The sequence below is a fragment of the Shewanella goraebulensis genome (genome assembly GCF_030252245.1).
GTDB classification, from domain to species: Bacteria; Pseudomonadota; Gammaproteobacteria; order Enterobacterales; family Shewanellaceae; genus Shewanella; species Shewanella goraebulensis.
Map to the genome: position 1 here is coordinate 2,185,057 of NZ_CP126972.1, position 19,109 is coordinate 2,204,165.

17 protein-coding genes are annotated in these 19,109 nt (G+C 39.0%); 7 read left to right on the top strand and 10 right to left on the bottom strand.

Annotated features, from left to right (window positions below):
* Positions 1 to 12: 12 nt before the first annotated feature.
* Positions 13 to 1,017, bottom strand: coding sequence for a glutathione S-transferase family protein (locus QPX86_RS09125; protein WP_285164982.1), 1,005 nt, complete (start codon positions 1,015 to 1,017; stop codon positions 13 to 15).
* A 480-nt stretch (positions 1,018 to 1,497) separates the two neighbouring features.
* On the opposite strand from QPX86_RS09125, the gene ushA (QPX86_RS09130) reads away from it, so the two are divergent.
* The 4 genes from ushA (QPX86_RS09130) to QPX86_RS09145 all read left to right on the top strand — a co-directional run bounded on the left by ushA (QPX86_RS09130) (position 1,498) and on the right by QPX86_RS09145 (position 6,915).
* A complete protein-coding gene (ushA, locus tag QPX86_RS09130) occupies positions 1,498 to 3,210 on the top strand; it encodes a bifunctional UDP-sugar hydrolase/5'-nucleotidase UshA (protein ID WP_220754157.1) in 1,713 nt (570 codons plus the stop codon).
* Positions 3,211 to 3,362: 152 nt separating this feature from the next.
* Positions 3,363 to 4,043, top strand: a complete 681-nt coding sequence (locus QPX86_RS09135) for an alpha/beta hydrolase (protein ID WP_285164983.1) — start codon at positions 3,363 to 3,365, stop codon at positions 4,041 to 4,043.
* A gap of 408 nt (positions 4,044 to 4,451) precedes the next feature.
* Complete coding sequence (gene ushA, locus QPX86_RS09140; protein WP_285165156.1) at positions 4,452 to 6,128, top strand: bifunctional UDP-sugar hydrolase/5'-nucleotidase UshA; 1,677 nt, start codon at positions 4,452 to 4,454, stop codon at positions 6,126 to 6,128.
* A gap of 325 nt (positions 6,129 to 6,453) precedes the next feature.
* Positions 6,454 to 6,915: an Hsp20 family protein gene (locus QPX86_RS09145; protein WP_220754154.1), complete on the top strand. Its 462-nt coding sequence runs from the start codon at positions 6,454 to 6,456 to the stop codon at positions 6,913 to 6,915.
* 206 nt (positions 6,916 to 7,121) lie between these two features.
* Here the strand turns inward: QPX86_RS09145 and soxR are convergent, their stop codons facing one another.
* The gene (gene soxR / locus QPX86_RS09150; protein ID WP_220754153.1) at positions 7,122 to 7,577 is read right to left on the bottom strand and encodes a redox-sensitive transcriptional activator SoxR; all 456 of its coding nucleotides are present in this window, start codon (positions 7,575 to 7,577) and stop codon (positions 7,122 to 7,124) included.
* A gap of 210 nt (positions 7,578 to 7,787) precedes the next feature.
* Here soxR and QPX86_RS09155 point away from each other — a divergent pair, with 210 nt between their 5' ends.
* From QPX86_RS09155 to QPX86_RS09165, 3 genes are all read left to right on the top strand, one after another.
* Complete coding sequence (locus QPX86_RS09155) at positions 7,788 to 7,979, top strand: hypothetical protein (protein WP_285164984.1); 192 nt, start codon at positions 7,788 to 7,790, stop codon at positions 7,977 to 7,979.
* Positions 7,980 to 8,069: 90 nt separating this feature from the next.
* Positions 8,070 to 8,486: a VOC family protein gene (locus QPX86_RS09160; protein WP_285164985.1), complete on the top strand. Its 417-nt coding sequence runs from the start codon at positions 8,070 to 8,072 to the stop codon at positions 8,484 to 8,486.
* A 90-nt stretch (positions 8,487 to 8,576) separates the two neighbouring features.
* Positions 8,577 to 8,990 (top strand): VOC family protein, encoded by a 414-nt coding sequence (locus QPX86_RS09165; protein ID WP_285164986.1) that lies wholly within the window; start codon positions 8,577 to 8,579, stop codon positions 8,988 to 8,990.
* Between the two features lie 137 nt (positions 8,991 to 9,127).
* Here the strand turns inward: QPX86_RS09165 and QPX86_RS09170 are convergent, their stop codons facing one another.
* The 8 genes from QPX86_RS09170 to QPX86_RS09205 form a co-directional block, all read right to left on the bottom strand.
* The gene (locus tag QPX86_RS09170; protein ID WP_285164987.1) at positions 9,128 to 10,570 is read right to left on the bottom strand and encodes a DEAD/DEAH box helicase; all 1,443 of its coding nucleotides are present in this window, start codon (positions 10,568 to 10,570) and stop codon (positions 9,128 to 9,130) included.
* 205 nt (positions 10,571 to 10,775) lie between these two features.
* Positions 10,776 to 11,270 carry an acetolactate synthase small subunit gene (ilvN, locus tag QPX86_RS09175; protein WP_220754148.1) on the bottom strand — a complete coding sequence of 165 codons (495 nt, stop codon included), beginning with the start codon at positions 11,268 to 11,270 and terminating at the stop codon, positions 10,776 to 10,778.
* On the bottom strand, positions 11,270 to 12,988 hold the full coding sequence (locus QPX86_RS09180) for an acetolactate synthase 3 large subunit (protein ID WP_220754147.1): 1,719 nt from the start codon (positions 12,986 to 12,988) through the stop codon (positions 11,270 to 11,272). The genes ilvN and QPX86_RS09180 overlap by 1 nt, the downstream gene beginning before the upstream one ends.
* Before the next feature lie 410 nt (positions 12,989 to 13,398).
* Complete coding sequence (locus QPX86_RS09185) at positions 13,399 to 15,036, bottom strand: GGDEF domain-containing protein (RefSeq protein WP_285164988.1); 1,638 nt, start codon at positions 15,034 to 15,036, stop codon at positions 13,399 to 13,401.
* A 3-nt stretch (positions 15,037 to 15,039) separates the two neighbouring features.
* Positions 15,040 to 15,603, bottom strand: coding sequence for a cytochrome P460 family protein (locus tag QPX86_RS09190; protein ID WP_285164989.1), 564 nt, complete (start codon positions 15,601 to 15,603; stop codon positions 15,040 to 15,042).
* Between the two features lie 42 nt (positions 15,604 to 15,645).
* The gene (locus QPX86_RS09195) at positions 15,646 to 16,296 is read right to left on the bottom strand and encodes a cupredoxin domain-containing protein (protein WP_285164991.1); all 651 of its coding nucleotides are present in this window, start codon (positions 16,294 to 16,296) and stop codon (positions 15,646 to 15,648) included.
* A 103-nt stretch (positions 16,297 to 16,399) separates the two neighbouring features.
* The gene (locus QPX86_RS09200; RefSeq protein ID WP_285164992.1) at positions 16,400 to 17,224 is read right to left on the bottom strand and encodes a cytochrome-c peroxidase; all 825 of its coding nucleotides are present in this window, start codon (positions 17,222 to 17,224) and stop codon (positions 16,400 to 16,402) included.
* Between the two features lie 599 nt (positions 17,225 to 17,823).
* Positions 17,824 to 18,984, bottom strand: coding sequence for a multidrug effflux MFS transporter (locus QPX86_RS09205; protein WP_055023416.1), 1,161 nt, complete (start codon positions 18,982 to 18,984; stop codon positions 17,824 to 17,826).
* Positions 18,985 to 19,109: the final 125 nt, after the last annotated feature.

Genomic DNA, 19,109 nt, shown 5'->3' on the forward strand with positions numbered 1-19,109 from the left:
TGCAATTGACGTTTATAAACTAGCTCGATGGTGTGGGCGCATATAGTCAATAATAGGGCCTGCGGGAACCACTTGAGTTGGGTTTATTTGCTGGTGACTGAAATAATAATGTTGTTTGATATGTTCGAAATTAACGGTTTCTGCGATACCGGGTTGCTGATATAAATCGCGCACATAAGCTGATAAATGTCGGTAAGATTCAATCGTACGTATATTGGTTTTAAAATGGCCAACGTATACACAATCAAATCGTATTAATGTGGTAAATAGCCGCCAATCCGCTTCGGTGATATCTCTACCTGTTAAGTATCTTTGCTGACTAAGTCGTTTATCTAAAGTGTCTAAGGTTTCAAACAGCGGATATAGTGCCTCTTCATAAGCTTGCTGGCTTGTCGCAAAGCCTGAACGATAAACACCATTATTGATATTTGCATAAATAATGTCATTGAGAGCATCAATTTCGCTGCGTAATTGATCTGGATAGTAGTCATCTTCATTACCAGTTATGTGATTAAATGCAAAATTGAACATTCTAATGATTTCAGATGATTCATTACTCACAATGGTATTTTGCTGTTTGTCCCATAAAACTGGCACAGTTACACGACCGTTGTAATCGGGTTTCGCTAGTTGGTATATTTGATACATAAAGTCTTTATTGAATAAGGGCTCGTTCTGAGCTCCGGCAATAGAATGAGCTGTTTGTGACTGGTTCGGCCCTTTAAATTCCCAGCCATTAGTCAACATATGTGGCTCAACGACAGTGATATCAATATGATTGGTAAGTTGCTTTAATTGTCTAAAAATCAAAGTACGGTGAGCCCAAGGACAGGCCAGTGAAACATATAAATGATATCGAGCAGACTCAGCTTTAAACCCTGAGGTTCCATTAGGTCCAGCAGTACCATCTTGAGTAATCCAATTTCTTAATTGGGCTTCTTCTCTCTGGAATTTACCGCCATTTTCTTTCATGGCATACCATTGATCAACCCACTGACCATTCTGTAATAACCCCATACTAACCCCTACGCTTGAATGCTAGAAATTAATCATAGCAATGAAGTAAATCGAATAAAATCTCATAAATTTGGCTATTTTATTCGATTAAGTGAAACGGTTTAATCGTTGAGTAAAATCGAACTACATCATGGAGTGGAAAAGTCAAACTGTGACTTAGCTCCAGTTGTGAGATTTTTTGTGGATGTTCGTATTAAAAGACAATCTAGTTGGAAGCTTGTTTCGATTTATTTTATGCGTAAATAAAGGCTTAACTCGGTTTTTAATTGATTGTTTTGATTAACGAGCATGCTAATGCACAGCCCCAAAAACATTGTCTTTGTTGTTAATGTAATTATTTGTGTAACTTATTGTTATTATTGGGTTAAATGTCACAGTTTGTAATGAAAATGACATGAAACTAGTCCAGTGTTTGCTACCATTCTGCGTAGAGCTGGGTAGCTCGTAAATATAAAAATGAAATTGATTAGGGGTTAGATCATGAAAAACACATTATACAAAGGATTAGTCGCTACAGCCGTTATTGCTGCATTGTCTGGTTGTAGTAGTGACGATGATAAAGATCAAACAGCATGTGAAGCTGCAGGCGATGCTTGTACTAGCTTTACCGTCATTCATACCAATGATAACCACGGTCGCTTTTGGGAAAACAGCGATGGTGAATACGGTATGGCTGCACGTAAAACTGTTATCGACCAAATTCGCGCAGAAGTCGAAGGTCGTGGAAACGAAACGATTTTATTATCAGGTGGTGACATCAATACAGGTGTTCCTGAATCTGATATGCAAGAAGCGATTCCTGACTTTGTAGGGATGAATTTACTTGGCTACGATGCGATGGCAGTGGGTAACCATGAGTTTGATAACCCGCTAAGCACGTTAGATATGCAAGCGACTCTTGCTAACTTCCCAATGCTTGCTGCAAACATTTACGATAAAAATGCTGAAGAACGTTACTTTGAACCATACCGTGTTTTCGAAATAAACGGTCTTAAAGTGGCTATCATTGGTTTCACAACCGTTGATACGCCTAAAATCGTTAACCCTGAAAATGTTGATAACTTAGAGTTTACTGATCCACAAGTTGAGTTACCAAAAGTATTAGCTGAAATCGAAGCGAACGAAGAAGTTGATATGGTGTTTGCTGTAACGCATATGGGCCATTATGCCGATGGTAACCACGGTACTGAAGCCGCTGGTGATGTGATGTTAGCGCGCTCTGTAGAAGAAGGTCAATTACACGCAATCATTGGTGGTCACTCACAAAATCCTGTATGTATGGAAGGTGACGAGTACGCAGATTTTGCACCTGGTGATGAATGTAAACCTGATCAGCAAAACGGCACTTACATCATGCAAGCACATGAGTGGGGTAAATACGTCGGCCGTGCTGATTTTGAATACATGGACGGTGAACTAACGTTAGCAAACTACTCGTTAATTCCAATTAACTTAAAAGAAGAAGATGATAACGGTGAGTTAGTCTTTATCACTGAAGAAATCGAAAAAGATCAAACGGTTTACGATATGTTAAAGCCATATCAAGAACGTGGCCAAGAGTTACTTGATGTAGTGATTTCATACACTGACGGTAAGTTAGAAGGCGACCGTGAAGTGGTGCGTGTTGAGCAAACTAACTTAGGTAACTTACTCACTACAGCTTACTCAGAATTTGTGACTAACAACTTCAATGTTACAGCTGATTTTGGTGTGATGAATTCAGGTGGTATTCGCGCATCAATTGCTGAAGGTGATATCTCTTACCGTGACGTATTAACTGTACAACCATTTGGTAACTTTGTTGCTTACGTGACAATGACAGGTAGCGAAGTAAAAGATTACTTAGCTAACGTAGCAGTTAAAACTGGTGGCGGTTACCCACAATTGAATAATGTTGCTATGGATGTTCAATGTACTGAAGGTACTGTCGATATTGCTTCATTAGGTGGTCGTGCATTTGATGAACAAGAAAACTACACATTCTCAGTGATCCATTTTAGTGCTGCAGGTGGTGATGATTACCCAATCATCAATCAACACCCGAACTATATTGATACTCAGCTAGTAGACGCTGCAGTATTCCGTGAGTACTTTGTTGCTAATCCTGAGATATCAGTAGAAGATTATGCGCCAGTAGAAGGTCAATTAAACTTTTACCGTGATGGAACTCTCGTTAAAAGCTGTGCTGAATAATAGGTGTTGATAGCAGCTCTTTATTTAGAGAAACGCAGTTAATTAAAAAGGTAGCTTAGGCTACCTTTTTTGTTTTTCATTCTTAAGTTAGAGGTTAACGGACTAGATTGTTTAAGTTAAGATAGCCGCAAAAAATTAATAGGGAATAAATCATGTCGTCTGCAACTACTGCACTTGAACGTATTACTGTTGAACCTACTACTTTAGCCACTGCTTGTGTGATTTGGTTACATGGTTTAGGTGATTCGGGAGCTGGCTTTGCACCAGTGGTGCCTTTATTGGGTTTACCACAAGATCACAGCATTCGATTTGTATTTCCTCATGCACCAGAACAACCCGTAACTATTAACGGTGGTTACATCATGCGCTCATGGTACGACATTAAAAGTATGGACTTACACGATCGTGCGGACATTAATGGCGTATTAGCATCAGAAAAAGCAGTTAAGGCGCTGATTCATGAGCAAATAGAAGCAGGTATTGCCGCTGAGAACATTATTCTTGCAGGCTTTAGCCAAGGCGGCGTGATGAGCTTATTTAGTGGCTTACGTTTTGAGCACAAACTTGCAGGTATTATGGCTTTATCTTGTTACTTACCAGCAGGTGAAACCTTACCAGATGATTTGCATCCAGCTAATGCTAATACGCCTTTGTTGCAACATCATGGTGAGCAAGACGAAGTAGTGCCATTATTTGCAGGAAAAATGGCCTATGATGCGTTAAATAAAGCCGGTTATGTGTCGACTTGGAAAACTTTCCCTATGCCGCACAGTGTTATTCCTGAACAATTAACTGAAATAGGTCAATGGATCACAGGGCGATTAATTAACTAGTTGTTTCAATAAAAAGATAATGTCTCTGTTATAGCAGAAGCATCAGTTAGAGCAATAAATAGCGTTAAATAAAAGGCTTAAGTGAAGCGGCTTAAATAAGTTGCCTAGCTTAAGCTTTTTTTATTTTTAATGGGTATCAGTCACTTTGATTGTTGTTCTTAAATAAAGATAATCCACTTCAAAATATATAACTAAATATCTGTTATTTAAGGTTTTGATTTAAAAAAAACTGACATGAATTGATGGTAATTTGTTATTATGTTTGGCGATTTTTGTAATCGATATACGTTTACTGTTAATACCAAGGTTTAAACGATTGCGCTTTTAGTGCTAAAGACCTGACTCTTTACGGATAAAATAATGAAAAAAACGATTCCGACGTTTTTGGCTTCCGCTTTGAAAACCAAAATGAGTAAGACAATACTGCCGTTACTTATTGCCACGAGTGGGTTGGTGGCTTTATCGGGCTGTGAACAGCGGCCACAATGTGACGATAATAACTGTACTAAATTTACTGTGCTACATACCAATGATAACCATGGCCGTTTTTGGCACAATAAAGCGGGTGAAGCCGGAATGGCTGCGCGTTTTACAGTAATTGATGGTATTCGCAAACAGGTCGCTGCTGAAGGTGGTCATACACTGGTGTTATCAGGCGGAGATATTAACACTGGTGTACCAGAATCTGATTTACAAAAAGCAGTACCTGATTTTATTGGTATGAACATGATTGGTTACGATGCCATGGCCGTTGGTAATCATGAATTTGATAACCCTTTATCTATTTTAGATGAGCAAGCGGAGCTGGCTAACTTTCCAATGTTAGCGGCAAACATTTATCGAAAAGGTACTCAAGAGCGTTATTTTGAGCCTTACAAGATGTTTACCTTGGGGGATTTGAATATTGCGGTAGTGGGTCTGACGACAGATGACACCCCCAAATTGACCAATCCGTTACATACCGAAACGCTTACCTTCACTAATCCTATTGCAGAAATGAAGCAGCTTATTCCACAAATAAAGGCAAATGAAAAAGTCGATCTTGTGTTTGCTGCAACGCATATGGGCCATTATGAAAATGGCGAATTTGGTAGTAATGCACCAGGTGATGTCACTATGGCTCGTGAGCTTGAAGAAGGCATGCTTGATGCGATTATCGGTGGACACTCCCAAAACCCTGTGTGTATGAGTGGTCGCAACAGTGAGTATGATAAACGCTTTATGCCGGGGGACTCATGTCGCCCAGATAAGCAAAATGGCACCTATATAATGCAAGCTCACGAATGGGGACGTTATGTAGGCCGTGCAGATTTTGAGTACATTAATGGCAAACTTTATTTAGTCGACTATCAATTAATTCCTATTAACCTTAAGCGTATGGCTTTTGGTAAAAAGCTAGCTTGGCCAGTTGCTGAACCAATAGAGAGAAATGCCAAAGTAGAAGCTGCTTTACTTCCATATCAAGAAAAGGGCAGTGCTGAACTCGATGTGATTATTGGTCGTGTTGACGGCTTATTACAAGGTGAGCGTAAAGTGGTTCGTGCGCAGCAAACTAACTTAGGTCGCTTAATCGCTAAAGTACACAGTGAAAAAGTACGTGCTGATTTTGGCATTATGAATTCAGGTGGTGTAAGGGCATCCATTCAAGCAGGCGAGGTCGCATATCGTGATGTATTAACGGTACAACCTTTTTCAAATACCATAGGTTTTGCTGAAATGACCGGTGAAAAGCTGGTTAAATACTTATCAAAAGTAGCATCTAATACGCGTACTAGCGGAGCTTATGCACAGTTTTATGGTATTGATATGACAGTGAAATGTCGCGATCAAGATGTTGAAATCCATAGCATAAACAACAAGCCTTTTGATATTAACGAAACTTATACCTTCTCGATCCCAAGCTTTAGCGCCGCAGGTGGTGATAACTATCCTAAGATTAATATTTTAGAAGCAGGCTACGTGGATGCTATTGAACTTTATGATTATATTAAGACGCAACAGCAAATTAATATTGAAGATTATGAGCCAAATGGTGAAGTCAAGTTTGTTCAGTCTAAGAGCAGTTTAGGGTGCAGTATTTATTAATACTAACTTTTAGTTAAGCCACTAATGATGTCTGTAAAGTGACACTGCAATACTCAATATAGTTAAAGGCAACCGTAAGGTTGCCTTTTTTTTAAAATAATTTTCTATTTAAGTTATTGAATTTTAGTGGTTAAAATATATTGATAAAATAAAAATGAAATTAATTTATCAACTTTACTTGAAAACGAAAATATCGCTCTCATATCTAGTTATAAGTTAGGCACGCTCAATAGAGGGCTTAGCTTCCATTACGCCGTAAGGGTAATGACAACCGCCAAAAATGGCATATTATTTTTTACATATTGCTTTAGACAAGGGTATGAACATGCGTAAATTTAACTTAACTCCAGATTTAACTCCTCTTTACCGCAGTGCGATTGGTTTTGACCGTTTAGCTAAAATGGCAGAGCACGCCGCAGTGCAAAATGGTAACACTGGTTACCCTCCTTACAACATCGAATTACTAGGTGAAAACCGTTATAGCATCACAATGGCTGTTGCAGGTTTTACTATGGACGAACTTGATATCACTAGTGAAGGTGACAAGTTGCTAGTCAAAGGCAGCAAAGTAGCTGCAGTAAACGATGAGCGTAAATATTTACATCAAGGTATTGCTGAGCGCGGATTTGAGCGTACATTCCAGTTAGCTGATCACGTTAATGTGGTTGGTGCAGGCTTAGAAAATGGCCTATTAAATATTGAACTGGTACGTGAAATTCCAGAAGCATTAAAGGCACGTAAGATTAAAATCAATACTGCCAATGCGACCAATACTATCGAGAGCTAAGGTTCTCATTGCTATCTCTTATTATTGATAAGAGATAGCGAACTTTAAAGACATTAGTTTTTATCGTGCTTCCTATCTCCCAATACACTCATCATGTATCTAGTCGCACGAAGTTTCACATCTTCCCTGATTATTTTGCCCAACGAGAATCTATTTCCTTGTTGGGCTTTTTACGTCAGAAGTCTAGTTTTTAAATTTACAGACTATTAATCATCATTAAAGGCTTTATCAAGAATTACAGAGCCAACACCTTCAATACCCAAATTGTCTTCAGGGTTGTAAATAGGGCAAGACTTCATTGATAGACAACCACAACCGATACAAGCATTTAGAGAATCCCTCAAATCGGTTAAATAATTAATCCGTTGAGTTAACTGTTTGTTCCATGACTCAGACAATTTAGCCCAATCATCTTTATTCGGTGTCCGTTCATTGGGTAAATAACTAAATGCATGTTTAATTTCTTGTAAACTCACGCCCATTTTTTGTGCCGCTTTAATCACTGATATTCTTCTGATCACGTCTCGGTGGTATCGGCGCTGGTTCCCTTGATTACGTAGGCTTTTAATCAAACCTTTATTTTCATAAAAGTGCAGGCTGGATACCCTAACACCGCAACGCTTAGCTACTTGACCGACACTTAAATCCATTTCATCCAGCATCTGTTATCCCTATATATTTTTACAAACCCTTCTGTATTAATTTCTTTCTTAGATTGAAGTTAGTGAAATCATTGCTTCAAAAATAAATTTCAAAAATAAATTTCAAAAAACTCAAAATACCGCTTTACCTCAACCTAGGTTGAGGTTTTATAGTAGCTCTATCTTATATAGCAAGCAAGTAAGCCCTTATATCAAGACAAGGAGGCAAGCATGATTCAGCTGATAATCAATCAACAAATGATGGATCAAGTTGTAAAAAATAAAGCCAATAAAAGAGCTAATAACAATCAGGTTCTGGATAGAACTGACAGCTATGCAGTATTAAAAGCCAATCAACGAGACATTGCTGCAGTGATAGCCAAAAGTCGCATTTTGTTTAATAACACAATGGCACTGAAATAACCCAAGTAGAACGAAGTGAAATAACCCAAGTAGAGCGAAGTGAAATAAAAAACGTACACAGACTAATTAATAAAATTAAAGGAATAAACTATGCGATTAGAACATTTAAATTTAGTGGTGAATGACTTAACTGAGACTCTGGCTTTTTATCAAGCTGCTTTTCCTCATTGGACTGTTCGTGGTGGCGGTGAGGGCGAGTGGCATGGAGTGCAGCGTAAATGGATTCATTTTGGCGATGATAATAACTATTTGTCACTTAACGATAACGGTAAAGGAACAATGAGGCCAATAGAAGGATACGATCTCGGCCTTGCTCATTTTGCTTATGAGGTGTCAGATCTCGAAAGTTTACGAAACAGAATGGAAAAAGCAGGGTTTGAAATCGCTATTGTTGGTGGAAAAGATGCTAACTACGACAGTGTTTATTATAACGATCCCAACGGTTATGAAGTTGAGTTTGTTCAATATACAACAGATATTCCGAGTGAAAGAAATCAATATCATTAAGTTAGCATTTAACTTTAAAGGAAATCGTGGAACTGCCATTTAGTTAGAGTAAAAGGTAGGACTATAAACATAAGGCAATAAAGGTAAAAGATGCGATTGAATCAAATTACATTGCCAGTAAATGATATGGCTCAATCGTGCGAGTTTTATCTGTTGTTAGGGTTTACTCAAATTGTCAGCACTGCTCAAAGTGGTAACCATTACGCACGTTTTGCTTGCCCTGAAGGTGAAGCGACATTTTCATTGTCATTAAAGCAATCAGAATTACCTGCAAGAGAATGTAATAATTCCAGTGTGATTTACTTTGAGCATCAAGCGCTGGATGAATGGGTAGCAGACTTGATACATAAAGGGATTCAGTTTGAGCAACTTCCAGTTGATGAAGCATATTTATGGCGTGAGGCTATTTTGTTTGACCCAAGTGGAAATAAAATCAATCTGTATTGGGCTGGTGAAAACAGACTCAATCCGCCATGGCGAGTTGATATCCAAGCAAGCAGTTAACTTATGTATGTGAGAGTTCATTGCACAAATTCAATAAAAAGCCTACTGAATAACGCAGTAGGCTTTAATTTATCCTAATTACACATTAAATCTGATATGCATGGAGATTGGCTTAGTAAGCTAGTTGTTGAATTATATTATTGCTTCCACGGGTTTTCGTTGCCACTACCATTAGGTACAGAGCTTGCTTTGTTATCCGATGAACGTTCATTGCGTCGGTTTTGTGATGAGCCATAACTGCTTTTAGAAGTATTGGATTCGTAATGTGACCGTGAAGACCCACTGGCTTCTTCTTGGTTAAACTTTTTGGCTTTATTTTTGTTGTAGTGGTTATTCTTTGGTTTGTCCGACTTACCACGAGACAATTTAGGCTGTTCTTGATCCGATTTTGGCTTTGGCGTTTTAGGGGTCTTAGGCACAAAATCTAAAATTGAAATAGGTACTTCTTTTCTTGGTGCAAAACCTTCAATCTCTTTACGTTCAATGATATGGCCTAAACGTCGCTCGATGGCACAAAGGTTTTTAAAGTCATCCTTGGACACTAAAGAAACAGCAGTACCTTGAGCTCCAGCACGTCCCGTTCGGCCAATACGGTGAACATAGTCATCAGCTGGGAAGGGTAAGTCGTAGTTAATTACCAATGGTAAATCATCAATATCAATACCACGAGCTGCTACCCCCGTTGCGATTAAGTAAGTAATTTTGCCTGCTTTAAAATCAGCTAAGATTTGTTCACGAATAGGCTGACTTCGTCCGCTATGGAAAGACTCAGCATTAATGCCGCGTTTTTCTAGTTGGCTTACAAGTTTCGCTGCGCCGTGCTTGGTTTCGATAAAAATTAATGCTTGTGTCCAGTTATTTTCTTGGATCAAATGACTTAATAACGCAGACTTTTTATCTTTATCAACGGTCACTAACCATTGATCAATTTTAGGCTTGGCATCAGCATCAGTTTCAACAGAAATTTGCACCGGCGTTTTCATTGCCGTTTTAGCTAAAGCGCGAACTTGATTGGAAAGCGTTGCTGAAAACAGCATATTTTGGCGGTCATCAGGCAACAACTCGATGATGCGATTAATGTCCTCAATAAAGCCCATATCGAGCATTCTGTCGGCTTCATCTAGGACTAAAACTTCTAATTCATCAAAATTAACTGCACGTTGGGTGTATAAATCTAATAAACGACCAGGCGTGGCAACCAAAATATCAATACCTTCAATAAGGCGCTGCTTTTGTTGTTTGCTATCAACGCCACCGTACATCACCATTGAATTGATGGATAAATGCTTACTGTATTGCTGAATATTTTGTTCGACTTGCACGACAAGTTCACGAGTTGGAGCAAGTACCAGTGCTTTAACTCGTTTACCACGGACTTTACGAGGCTCTTTAAAGCGTTCAAGTATCGGCAATACAAAGCTGGCCGTTTTACCTGTGCCTGTTTGCGCTGCAGCAATGATATTTTTACCCGATAAGGCCACTGGAATTGCTTTTTGTTGAATTGGAGTCGGTGCACTGTAGCCTAATTCATTAAGAGCAAGTGTAATAGGTTCGCTTAATCCAAGCTTGGAAAATGGCATGTGTTATCTCAGGTAAAATGTCAGTAATAGCAGTAAATTTAGTTGATGTAATTACTGCTTTGAAAAGCAGATTATTATAGCAGAGTGGATAAAGTATAGGGTAGTTGAGTTTATGGCTAAGAATTATAAAAGGGAGCAAATGCTCCCTTTATGTTTTAAGATTTAAAGCTTTTAAAGCAATATACACTGTTAGTTATTACAAGGTTTAGGCTTTCATGGCCTTATCACCTCGCGCTAGACCCACAACGCCAGAGCGTGAAACTTCAATCACTTTAGTGACTTCGGTAAGTGCACTAATAAAAGCATCAATTTTTTCACTGGTACCCGCCATTTGAATGGTATATAAGCTTGAGGTTACGTCAACAATCTGTCCGCGGAAAATATCAGCTGTACGTTTCACTTCTTCACGCAGCTCACCCTGTGCTTTGACTTTGACTAATGCTAACTCACGTTCAATATGCGCATTTTCGGTAATGTTGGATACTTTTAATATATCAATGAGTTTATGTAGCTGTTTTTCAATTTGCTCATGAACATTGGCTTCGGCATTGACTGTGATATTCAGTCTAGAAAGTGTGGTGTCCTCAGTTGGCGCCACGGTTAAACTTTCAATGTTGTAGCCACGTTGAGAGAATAAGCCAACCACACGAGACAATGCACCTGGTTGGTTTTCAAGTAATACAGAAATAATACGACGCATTAGCTTCTCTCCGTTTTGCTTAACCACATATCTTTCATTGATTCACCACGAATTAGCATTGGGTAAACGTGCTCAGTTTCATCGACACTGATATCAACAAACACGAGTTTGTCTTTCATTGCGAGTGCTTCAGCTAATTTTGATTCAAGCTCATTTGGATCGCTAATAGTCATACCTACATGACCATAGGCTTCTGCAATCTTGGCGAAGTTAGGTACAGAGTCCATGTATGAATGCGAATGACGGCCTGAATAAATCATATCTTGCCATTGCTTCACCATACCTAAAAAGCGGTTATTTAGGTTGATGATTTTTACAGGCGTATCGTATTGAAGTGCTGTTGAAAGCTCTTGAATGTTCATCTGGATTGAGCCATCACCAGTGACACAAACAACGGTTTCATCTGGCATCGCCATTTTAACGCCCATAGCTGCAGGTAAACCAAAGCCCATGGTGCCTAGACCACCTGAGTTAATCCAACGACGTGGTTTATCAAATGGGTAGTAGAGTGCTGCAAACATTTGATGCTGGCCGACATCTGATGTGACGTAAGCATCGCCATCAGTTAATTTATGTAATGTTTCAATGACCTGTTGAGGCTTAATTCTATCTGATGACTTGTCGTAAGCTAAGCTATCTCGTTGACGCCACTGATTGATTTCTTCCCACCATTGGTTAATGGCTTCTTCGTCATTAGATTTTTGTGTTTCATCAAGTAGGTTGAGCATACTGTCGAGAATGTTTTCAGCAGAACCAACAATGGGAATATCGACACGCACCGTTTTAGAAATCGATGATGGATCGATATCAATATGTAAGATTTTTGCGTTAGGGCAATACTTTTCAACATTATTGGTTGTCCGATCATCAAAACGAACCCCAATACCAAATATTAAGTCACTATTATGCATTGCCATGTTAGCTTCATAGCGACCATGCATCCCTAGCATGCCTAGACATTGTGAGTGAGTGCCAGGAAATGCGCCTAATCCCATTAAGGTATTAATAACAGGAATATTGAGGCGTTCTGCAAGTTGTAGAATTTGCTTGTCGCACTCTGAGATAATTGCGCCACCGCCAACATATAATACGGGCTTTTTAGCAGCGAGAAGGGCGTGTAAGCCTCGGCGGATTTGGCCTTTATGCCCCGAGGTTGTTGGGCTGTAAGAGCGCATGTTTATGCTTTCTGGATAAACATATTCATGTAAAATTTCAGGATTTAAACAGTCTTTTGGTAAATCGACCACCACAGGACCTGGTCGACCTGTTGAGGCTATATAAAAGGCTTTTTTAATTATCTCAGGGATTTCCTGAGGATCCTTCACTAAAAAGCTGTGTTTAACGATTGGGCGTGAGATACCAATCATGTCACATTCTTGGAATGCATCATTGCCAATCAAGTTGCTATGAACTTGACCAGATAATACCACCATTGGAATGGAGTCCATGTAGGCAGTAGCGATTCCGGTAATGGCATTAGTTGCCCCCGGACCAGATGTTACAAGAACAACACCAACATCACCCGTGGCACGGGCATAACCATCAGCCATGTGTACAGCGGCTTGTTCGTGTCTTACAAGGATGTGTTCGACACCTGCAATTTCATGCAGTGCATCGTAGATATCGAGAACTGAGCCACCTGGGTAGCCAAAGATGTGTTTTACGCCTTCATCGATTAACGAGCGCACAATCATACTTGCGCCGGATAATTTTTCCATTGCTAAATCCTCTTAAGTTACCGTTGTGGGTAAACAGTATCTTGTTACAACGACGGTAATCGTTCTAAAAATGAAGTTTGAACGGTAATTCAAACTCGTCTATCTCAGTGGTCAATAACCACATAAGATAATGAACTTATTCAAGGTTGAAACTTTTCTAAGATTCAATGAAGTAAGATAATTTCATCATATTTATTTTTGGCGTTGATACAAGAGGATTTTAAAAATAGTTTGCTAAACTTGAATGAAATTCATGATTATTTAATAAAATTGATTGTTTAGTCATATTAACGAGATATAACCGTCAAAAATTACATTTTATTGAATAGTGTTAGAAGAAGTAACTTCGACTAGATTTGTCGTCGTAAGCAAATTCGTTGGTTGAAGCTTAACATTGTGAGGTCACGGCTTTATTTAAATTGGGCGTATTGGTTTTTGCCATTCTCTTTAGCGTGGTACATGGCGGTATCCGCTTGTTTAATGATTGCTTCCATTCTAAATTTAACTTTCTTGTGTAATGGCAGTTGCGGATGTCTAGAATATGAAAAACCAATACTGGCACTGACTTGTAATACTTGCTCTTTATAGTGGTAAGGTTGACTGATTGTTTTGCATAAGTTTTCAGAGATTTTCTCAATACTATTAATATGATTAATGTCATTAAGTAACACTGCGAATTCATCACCACCTAGGCGGCAAACGATGTCTGAATTACGCACCACATTTTTCATTCTTTTTGCTACTTCAATCAAAATAAAGTCACCCGCATCATGGCCGACATTGTCGTTTACGGCTTTAAAACCATCAAGGTCAATATACAGTAAACCAAAAAAGTGACTGTTTATATCAAGGTTATCTTCTCTTTTTGAGTGGCGTTTAGAACGGGTTTCTTGATCTAAAAACATTTTAAATAATCGGTCATCAAAAAAGGCCCGATTGGCCAGTTTTGTTAAAGTATCATGGTGCGCTTTATGGAACAGTTTACGCTCGCATTCCTTATGAATTAAGATATCACTCAATAAACGTTTATTTTTAAAAGATAAAAATATCACCAAAAGTGTAATCACTAACGCGACTTGTATTGAGAAACGAATAGTATTTTCAGCTTCACTGATTTGCTTCGACAAGGCGAGGTTACTTTCATGTATTCGAAGTTGTTGCTTGGTGACGAGAGCCTCTAATTCTTTTGTGAGCTCTTTGAGTGTCGGTGTGATGCTCTGCTTCATTAATTGACGATCGGCTCGCCAATTATTGCCTGCATGAATGTTAATCGCTTGAACAAGCGCTGCTTGATACGCCGCGGTATTTGCTTCAAATTCATCCAATAGGTCGAGTTGATCGTCATCCATTTCATAGCGACGTTTCTCTAATGCTTCAAATGATTGATTAACACCTGTTTTAAATAGCGCAATTTCATCTATGGTTGGCAATTGCCTAAAGGCCAGATAGTTTCTGACTTCACTGACGAGCATAATCCAGTTATACCTAAGGTCTTCAATCAAAGGTAAGATGCTTTGCTGTTCATTAATTGCAGTTGCCAGCAATAAGTCATTAACGATTTGATTCATATTGATGGCAATAGGCTCAAGTTTTGACGATGCGATCCCAATTGCAGGCATATTTTTATTGTTGTTTTGAGCTAACTCCAGCATTGATAAATTATGAGTTATGATTTTGTCTACTAACTGCCTAATTCGTAATAGTTGTTCAGAATCATCCAATTCGGGATTTAAGTTTGTTAAGTTAACCAGTTCAGTTAATGTGGAATTGATGTCATTTACCTTTTCCCTATATAGGTTCATGTTGTAATCATCTTTCTCAATGAGGTAATTCCCTAATACACTCAAACTATGGTAAAAATGTGAGGTTAATTGCATTGCGCTAAGCATTTTAGGTTGATATTGCGATGTTACTTTGGTGAGTTTTTCTTGGGTTGAAGAAAAGCTCACAAGTGAAACTAACGTGATAGAAAGTAGCACCAAGACAAGAACAATTGTGGCAGCGATGGCTTTTTGTTTGAGACTAAATCGAGTTAACATATTCATCATGGATTAATTTGTGCCACTGTAAAAATTTGAAAATATAAAGTCTCTATCTGCAACGTTTTGGTGACAACCAGCACATTGTTGCTTCACCGTTTTATTTTCACGGCTCCCCTTGAGCATTTGTTGCCCATTTACTGAAAATTGCATGTACTCCCAGTTTCCCCCTTCAGCGTCGTATCCTTGGGGGTGCTTAACCATTACTGTGATGGATTTGGGATCAGCAGGTTTGCCATTAAGCATTTGATAATTTTCTTTAATAAAAATGGTGCCAACTGGATAAGTGAAATACTCAGGCTGGTTATCTTCATCTTCTGGGTCGTCAAACCAGGCACTGAATTCTAGAAAGTTATTGCGATAAGTACGTTCTCCATGATTAGTGTAAATTACAACGAACTGTTCCCAATGCAAACCTGAGTGTTCAAAACCTGTCAGTCTACGCCATTGCTGTTGATAATTTTCTGAATCAGGAATGAGTTGCTGATCGAAGTTAAATAGATCGACTTGATAAGCTCGAGTGTTGTCTATTTCAGTTTGTGAAGCGACCCAAGTCGAAGTGGTAAGCGTCAACAATATTAGGGAAACCTTTATAAATTGATATGATTTCATGGCGGCCTACTTTTGATTAATGGTAAGAAGACCACGGACTTTACCTTTTTTGGTAATCTCAGCTGTCCAGATAGAACCTGATGTTAACTCGACGGTAAGTAAGTCATATTTGGGAATGCTAAAGACGACTTTGTTTGAGTCTGCTGGCACATTTTTGATGCTAAAGGTATATTCTTGTGTCCCTTTTTGAAATTCAAGAATTTGATGAAAGGGCGTATCTATTGCTGCTAGGTAAGTTCTCATTTTAGGGTGAATTTTACAGCCAACTCTCACGATACTGTTTCTATCCCAATCGACCTTTATTTTCTTTTCTCCTCCAGGCGACATTAATCCAACATCAAATTTTGCGGATTGACTTGTGTCATTGGCAAATACGTTGTGTTCAACATCATCTGAATTTTTAAAGGTCACTAGGTTACCCGCATTAACAACAGCCATCTTGCTAGTGAATTGTTTATCAACTTGATCGATAACCGGCGCATATTGGTCTGATTGACTTGCTGGCACATACACAATTCCAACCATTGGCGGCTTTTTTATAAATGATATTGTGCCAGTAATTTCAGTCGCGTAAGCGGCTGGCAAGGCAAGAATATTGGCGAGTAGAATAGTTAACAAGTATTTCGTCATTGTCGTTTTTGAAGGGTTCATTTCCATATGTTTTCTCCCTTATGCATCTCATTTGGTGATATCTGAACCTGTGTCATGCTTGGCGGACGCGCTATAAGAACTGGATCAGTTAAGGCTGATAAAAAAGCAATTAAGTCACGAATTCTTTATTTGGACCAGAGCCGCCATCATTATAAAAAGTCATTACGGACTCTAAATCAGGTAACGATCCATCATGCATATAAGGCGCGGTTAAGGTGATATTGCGAAGAGTCGGTGTCTTAAATCGGTATGCCAGAGAGTTATCTTTAATGACATTGGCTCTGCCTTTATCCTCAAATGCAATACCTAAACTATGAAAACTGTCGTCGGTAAAATTTGCACCGTCATGGCACTCAATACATTTCGCTTTTCCTTCAAATAAAGCTAATCCGTTTTTTGCTTGAGGACTTAGTGCGTTTTCTGCTCCCGCGAGGTATTCATCAAACGGAGAGTTGTTGGTAATGATGTTGCGCATAAACGCCGCTAAAGCTTGGCTAATTAAATGAGGAGTGATGTTGGTTTGCTGGTAAACCTGTTTAAATTTTGATTGATAGAATTGGCTCTTAGCGATTCTTTTTAATAAAACTTTCTCTGATAAATTCATTTCTGAAGGGTTATAAATTGGCATAAGCACTTGATGTTCAAGTGATGATGCTCGTCCATCCCAAAATAGGCTGCTTGACCAAGCTAAATTGTATAAGGGAGGGGTGTGTCGCGTTAATGGTTTGCCGTCATGACCTGCACTTAATTTTAATCCGTCACCAAATCCGTTATCAGGGTTATGGCAAGTTGCACATGAAATGGTGTGGTTTCCCGATAACTGTGGGTCAAAGAAAAGGTACTTGCCAAGCATGATCTCTTCGGCACTTGGAGGCATATCGACTGGGTATTCAATATCATCAATATCTGGTGTTGATAAAGGCTCAGCGATCACGCTAGCACTCGTCAGCATGGACAGTGTGATTAAACAAATTGTAGAAGCTGACAAACGTCTTTTAAGCTTATCAGTTAATAGCCGTTTTAGTACCGAATGTATGATGGTTATTACTCCGTTAATGTCATCATGGGCTGACGTGCTTACTTTGTGTCATCCTTAAATGTTATTAGCAGCTCTGCACTAGCATTCGCACTTCAATGTCACTATGGATTGAGTGTCATTTTGACAATAGCTTAATCCATTCTATGGTGTGCAATTCACTGCCGTTTCTTGTTCATTCATTAACATATCACTAGTCAGTCTAGTAGAGTTCTGTGAATTAGCTAAAGATATGATTGTTTTTTTTACTTCAAGACAAATCTCGATATTTGAGTGCTTTAGGCTCGATTTGAATGACGAATACATGGCTGGTGACAGGCAAATGACGGAGTAAAACGTGGTGGTTTTGATAGGCCAAGTAGGGAAATGACTTCCTCTACAGTTCCAATGAAAGTAGAGGAAGTTAATTGAAGCGTATGATTGTTTAGCGAGTCTCAGTATGAGCTAACGTTTTATTCTTGGTCGTTAGCTTATTAACTGTCGTTTTCGCAAGTCGTTTATGGGTTATAAGGTTGCGTGCGTTGATATAGCAAACAGGCCATGACCATCACCACTGAAATCAGCATCAATGCAGAGAATGGAACAGCGGTGCCAGTATAAAAGAACGCAAGTAAAGGACCAGCTAAAGAGCCAAACCCAAAACGTAATGTTCCAATAACCGCAGTGGCAGTACCCGTTTCTTTTTTAAACTTCATCAATACAATGGCATCAGCATTGACAGACATGATACCTAAACAGCCCATTAAAGGGATCAGCATTGCAACAGTGTAGTGATAACTTAAATCGACAATATTGACGATTAATAATCCTGTGGCAGCTAATGAGCCAAAAACTGTTGCCACAAATAACATACGGCTTGAACCATATCGAGTTACGATTCTAGAATTGATTATATTTGCCAGCATGAGTGCACCGACGTTGGTACTAAATAAAACAGCAAATAAGGTTTTATCGAGTCCGAATACTTCCATATAAATAAATGGTGAAGCAGTTAAATAACAAAAAAACGCAAATGAGGTTAATACACCACATGTGATGTTTACTTTGACCCCTTGGCGAGTTAATACGGTTTTATATGCAGCAAAGAAAGATTGCTTACTTCGTGTATCAGCCGCTTTATCACTGGGCATTTTTAGCTTGAACAAGACAATCAGTAGCAAGGCAATTGCATAGCAGCTTTGACTGAGAAAAATTAACGGCCATTCACCCAGCTCCAGTATCAAGCTACCTAAAGAGGGAGCTAATAATGGTGCGAGCATCATGATTAAGCTGACATATGACATCCCTTTAGCGGTGTTATCACCATATACCTCTTTGATATAACCCGGAACCACCACTGTGGCAGCTGCGCCAATAAATGCTTGCACAAAACGCAATGCTAAAAATACTTCGATTGAGCTACATATTGAAATAAAGAAGCTGATTACGGTAAATCCGCTGAGACCAAAAATAACTAGTGGTCTGCGGCCAAAACGATCAGCAAGCGGGCCGAATGTAAGCATGCCTAATGCATACCCAGCAAGATAGATACTCAATGACTGCTGCACAGTGGTAACGTGCGTTGAGTATGTTTGAGCGATATTCGACATGGCAGGTAGATACATGTCGATAGCGAGTGGCGTAATGGCCACAATTGCAGCAAGCATTGGAATTAGCATTGCTAAATTCGGCGTTTTTGGCGCAGTAGTATTGTGATGCGTGTTTAAAGACTGGCTCACTCTAACCTCAGTTTATTGAAAGAATTGGGAAATATGAAGTAGATGAAGAATTAAGTGTTTAAATT

Bases quoted from the DNA above. Each gene is read 5' to 3' on its own strand.
- QPX86_RS09125 (WP_285164982.1), bottom strand. From the start codon at position 1,017: ATGGGGTTATTACAGAATGGTCAGTGGGTTGATCAATGGTATGCCATG.
- ushA (WP_220754157.1), top strand. From the start codon at position 1,498: ATGAAAAACACATTATACAAAGGATTAGTCGCTACAGCCGTTATTGCT.
- QPX86_RS09135 (WP_285164983.1), top strand. From the start codon at position 3,363: ATGTCGTCTGCAACTACTGCACTTGAACGTATTACTGTTGAACCTACT.
- ushA (WP_285165156.1), top strand. From the start codon at position 4,452: ATGAGTAAGACAATACTGCCGTTACTTATTGCCACGAGTGGGTTGGTG.
- QPX86_RS09145 (WP_220754154.1), top strand. From the start codon at position 6,454: ATGCGTAAATTTAACTTAACTCCAGATTTAACTCCTCTTTACCGCAGT.
- soxR (WP_220754153.1), bottom strand. From the start codon at position 7,577: ATGCTGGATGAAATGGATTTAAGTGTCGGTCAAGTAGCTAAGCGTTGC.
- QPX86_RS09155 (WP_285164984.1), top strand. From the start codon at position 7,788: ATGATTCAGCTGATAATCAATCAACAAATGATGGATCAAGTTGTAAAA.
- QPX86_RS09160 (WP_285164985.1), top strand. From the start codon at position 8,070: ATGCGATTAGAACATTTAAATTTAGTGGTGAATGACTTAACTGAGACT.
- QPX86_RS09165 (WP_285164986.1), top strand. From the start codon at position 8,577: ATGCGATTGAATCAAATTACATTGCCAGTAAATGATATGGCTCAATCG.
- QPX86_RS09170 (WP_285164987.1), bottom strand. From the start codon at position 10,570: ATGCCATTTTCCAAGCTTGGATTAAGCGAACCTATTACACTTGCTCTT.
- ilvN (WP_220754148.1), bottom strand. From the start codon at position 11,270: ATGCGTCGTATTATTTCTGTATTACTTGAAAACCAACCAGGTGCATTG.
- QPX86_RS09180 (WP_220754147.1), bottom strand. From the start codon at position 12,988: ATGGAAAAATTATCCGGCGCAAGTATGATTGTGCGCTCGTTAATCGAT.
- QPX86_RS09185 (WP_285164988.1), bottom strand. From the start codon at position 15,036: ATGATGAATATGTTAACTCGATTTAGTCTCAAACAAAAAGCCATCGCT.
- QPX86_RS09195 (WP_285164991.1), bottom strand. From the start codon at position 16,296: ATGGAAATGAACCCTTCAAAAACGACAATGACGAAATACTTGTTAACT.
- QPX86_RS09205 (WP_055023416.1), bottom strand. From the start codon at position 18,984: ATGCTAATTCCAATGCTTGCTGCAATTGTGGCCATTACGCCACTCGCT.